Source organism: Faecalicatena contorta (assembly GCF_021531895.1).
Classification (GTDB): Bacteria; Bacillota; Clostridia; order Lachnospirales; family Lachnospiraceae; genus JAFBIX01.
The window spans coordinates 1-4,112 of sequence record NZ_JAFBIX010000056.1; the positions used below are offsets into that span (position 1 = coordinate 1).

Sequence of the window (4,112 nt, forward strand, 5' to 3'; positions counted from 1 at the left end):
GTTGTGATAAGATTGACATACAAGGATTCTCCTTTCGTTAAGATCATTGGTTTTTCGTCAACTCCAATATATCATATCGAAGTGAATCCTTGTTTTTTATTTGTTACCTATCTATTGTATCCCAACAAAGCAAAGGTAAAATCGAGAAGTTCCACCAGGTCGTGGATGATTTTATCCGTGAATCGAAGCTGAAGGATATCAAAAGCCTGAATGAATTAAACCGCCTCTGGGAGATCTTCGCGGACGAGTATTATCACAAGAAACCTCATGAAGGAATCAGTGAATACTACGAAAGCCTTGGAGCTGCGGTTCCGAAAGAAGGGATCACACCTCTTCAGGAATAGAACCGCGACAGCCGCCCGCTCACTTTCCTGGATGTTTCAGTCGTGGCGGAAGCCTTCCTTCATCATGAAGAACGCAAAGTTGACAAAGGCGGATGTATCAGCTTCCGCGGAATGAGATACGAGACAAAACCGTCGCTAATCGGACATAAGGTTGAAATATCTTATGATCCTGCCGCGCCTGAAACGATTACTGTTTCTTATCCCGGCTATGAGCCTTTTACCGCACAGCCGGTAAGAATCGGCGAATACTGTGACAAACGCCCGGTACTGCCGGCATCCATGCAGAAACAGAAACCGAGCACGTCCCGTTTTCTTGATGCTTTAGAAAACCGCCATGCACAGATACAGCGTCAGATGGCTGACGCGATCTCATTTGCATCCTATCGGAAGTAGGCTAATGACAATGTATGAGGCATTCTTCTGTATGGAACACACACCCTTTGTCCGTGATGTTCCGCCTGAAAAACTGTACGAATCATCTGCTTTTCGCGAGACGTTAGGCCGTTTGTCCTATGTGGCAGACCGTCAGATGTTTGCGGTTGTAACTGCTGATTCCGGATGCGGAAAATCAACGCTGATCCGCCGATTTTACTCAGAACTGCCCAAGGAGGATTACATCGTTCTTTATCTTTCAGACTCAAAGCTGACTCCAAGATGGTTTTATAAGGGGCTGCTGGATCAGCTCGGTCTGGAACAAGGTTTTATCGAGGGGATTCCAAGCGCCAGCTCCAGCAGGAAATTGAAATCATCCGCGGAGTACAGCACAAGAAGGTTGTCTGCATCCTTGATGAAGCTCATCTATTGGAAAAAGAAACACTGGAAGAATTTCGATTTCTTTTGAATTACAAGTTTGATTCTGTCAGTCCCATGGCAGTAGTCCTTGTCGGTCAGACAGAACTTTGGGAAAACAAACTGAAGTTACAGCGCTACGCTGCTATTCGCCAGAGAATCAATATGTACTGTACGCTTCCGCATCTGGACAGATCAGAAACAGAACAATACATCGGAAATCATATGGCGTATTCCGGATGTCCTCAGGAGGTTTTTACCGAAAAAGCGGTGGATGAGATCCACAAGGCATCTGCCGGAATTTCCCGTATGATCAACCGGATCTGCGAAAAGGCACTGATGTATGCCTTCCAACAGCAGAGACGTCTGGTCGATGACTATATGATCAAGTTTGTAGTAGAGCATGAAATGCTCACGATTGCAACCAAGTAAGAGTCTGCCGCCCGGAAACAGGCGGTGAACCTGCTGTTACCAATGACAAGAACTTAAGCAATCTAATGACAATTCGTGTGAGCAGTCTGGTGACAGCTCATGAGATCAGTAACACTTAATTATAAAAACTAACAAAAACAAAGAAGAACCCTCATTGAGGCTTCTCCTCTGTTTTAACAATTACAACAAATCATCAAAATATCCATTTAATGATAAACTACTACAGTTGTTCCAGATGGTATATTATCATATATCCATTTAGCATTTTCAATCTTTAATCTTACACATCCATGTGACAACGCAATCCCTACCCTTCCATCTTGCAAAGTTCCATTTTTATTATACAAAACTGAATGAAACAAATAATTTCCTTTAAACTGTGTCCACCAAAAGCATCTTGAAGCTCCCGAATCAAAATAATATCCTCTACTTCCTACATTAAAGACACCTTCTACAGTTGGAGTACTTGGAGCTCCATCTGCACAATCCCACATAACGATGTTATTCCAAAATCCTCGTGCTCCTTGGAATATACCAACCTTATGTGTACTTCGATTTACTAATATGAGATATGGCGTTGTACTTGAATAAAGATTCGCTCTTAATAACATTTCTTGTCCTACTACAGGCGCCTTTTTATAATGCCCACTTGTATTTCCCGGCGCGCCTATATCTTTGGGTAAAACAATAATTTGAATAGCCTCTAATTTATAGGCATACCCTGAACTTCCGGCCTCTTCCCCATTCTTTGCCCAACCTAACCAACCAAAATTTGAAACGTGAGCTCGATAATAAATATCACAATATTTTTCCATTTCTCCCGTTAATTTAATTTGCACAGCTTCGGCCCTTTTTCCCTGACCAACAGTTCCCGAAATATCTCCGTCACTCCTCCAATCTTGCCAACCGATATCTGAAACATGAAGTCGATATGTAATTCCCCCTGTATATAAAGAACCTTTATCATCATTTTTTATGGACATCGCCATTGCTTCTATACTTCTATTTTCACCAGTCGTTCCAATAATATCACCTATATATCGAGTATCCTGCCAACCAATTCCAGACACATGTGCTTGACACTCAATTTTAGCTATACATTCTCTCGACAAATAGCTTCTTTCTGTTTGATTTGGCTTGTTCTCACTTTCTTTTTCAACTAATTGAATTTGAATAGCTTCTACGGCTGATGCATATCCTACTGATCCTGCTATTTCTCCATTCTTTGCCCAGCCTAACCATCCGTATCTTGCAGCATGTACCCTATAATAGACATCATATTGACTATTTAATTTTTCATCTAATTCAATACATATTGCTTCTATAGACTTACTTTGCCCTGTTGTTCCTGCCAATTCTCCATCCGATTTTGAATCTTGCCAACCGATTCCAGACACATGTGCTTTGTATATAACTGATCCTCCTAGTTGCTCTCCCACTTCAATTTTTATCGCTTCTATTCCGAGCGATTTTCCTGTTGTTCCTGCTGTTGATCCGTCTTTTACTTTTGATTGCCAACCAATATTTTGAACATGTGCTGTATACATTACATTTCCCATATTCCGTTCTGTAAGATACGTTTTACCAGTAACAACAGGTGCATTAACATCATTCTTTTCATACAATACTATTTCAACAGCTTCCATTGCACATGCAAATCCAACAGTTCCTGCAAGTTCTCCATTTTTCGCCCAATCAAACCAACCATATTTTGCCGAATGCACCCGATAATATATATCATATTGTTCAGAAATTGTACCTTTCAATCTAATTTTAATTGCTTCAATAGCCTTTGCTTTTCCTACTGTTCCTGCCAATTGTCCATCATTTACAGACTCTTGCCAACCAATATCTTGCACATGTGCCTCGTATTCAATTTTTCCATCCAGACTATTCAAATCATTTAATTCAATTTTAATTCCTTCTACAGCCAGCGCTTTTCCTACTGTCCCTGCAGTCATTCCATCTACCACTTCATTTTGCCAGCCTATATTTTGTACATGAACACTATATCTAACTGTTGGTTTTTCTTGTGTTTCTTCTCCACTTTCTTTTACTGTTTTTTCTTCTTTTTCTATTTCACTATTTTCCTCAAGAACATTTTCTTCCAATATTTCGTTTTCAACATTCCCAACATTTTCTTCCAATGCACCATATTCAATATTCTCTACATCCTCTGCATGTACTGAAAATATCGATAAATTTAAAAAAATTAAGACTAAAAGAAATGCTATAACTTTTTTCCCAAAAAAATCCCTTTTCATTGTTATCCCTCACATCATTTTTGCAAAAAAGAATTAATTACGCTTCCTGGTGCCACTTCTCCTTTTTTTACAAGTTTAATTTGCACTGCTTCTACTTTTTTTCCATATCCTTCTGTTCCAGCCTTATCTCCATTTTTAGTCCAACCTTGCCAGCCAATATCACTTGTATGTACTCGATAATAGATGTCATATCTTTCTTGCATTTCTCCTGTTAATTTTATCGATATCGCTTCTATTTTTTTATTTTCCCCTTCGGTTCCAGACATCTCTCCATTTGATACAT

3 protein-coding genes and 2 pseudogenes are annotated in these 4,112 nt (G+C 39.8%); 3 read left to right on the top strand and 2 right to left on the bottom strand.

Annotated elements, in window-relative coordinates; all coding sequences use genetic code 11:
- Positions 1 to 161: 161 nt before the first annotated feature.
- From JQM81_RS13255 to JQM81_RS13265, 3 genes and pseudogenes are all read left to right on the top strand, one after another.
- Positions 162 to 344, top strand: coding sequence for a hypothetical protein (locus JQM81_RS13255; RefSeq protein ID WP_235234276.1), 183 nt, complete (start codon positions 162 to 164; stop codon positions 342 to 344).
- 42 nt (positions 345 to 386) lie between these two features.
- Positions 387 to 737: a Mu transposase C-terminal domain-containing protein gene (locus tag JQM81_RS13260; protein ID WP_235234277.1), complete on the top strand. Its 351-nt coding sequence runs from the start codon at positions 387 to 389 to the stop codon at positions 735 to 737.
- Positions 738 to 873: 136 nt separating this feature from the next.
- Positions 874 to 1,565: pseudogene (locus JQM81_RS13265) on the top strand (ExeA family protein).
- A 206-nt stretch (positions 1,566 to 1,771) separates the two neighbouring features.
- On the opposite strand, the gene JQM81_RS13270 reads toward JQM81_RS13265, so the two are convergent.
- Both JQM81_RS13270 and JQM81_RS13275 read right to left on the bottom strand, forming a co-directional pair.
- On the bottom strand, positions 1,772 to 3,829 hold the full coding sequence (locus JQM81_RS13270; RefSeq protein WP_235234278.1) for a L,D-transpeptidase family protein: 2,058 nt from the start codon (positions 3,827 to 3,829) through the stop codon (positions 1,772 to 1,774).
- Between the two features lie 14 nt (positions 3,830 to 3,843).
- A pseudogene (locus JQM81_RS13275) lies at positions 3,844 to 4,112 on the bottom strand (hypothetical protein); the annotation flags it as partial.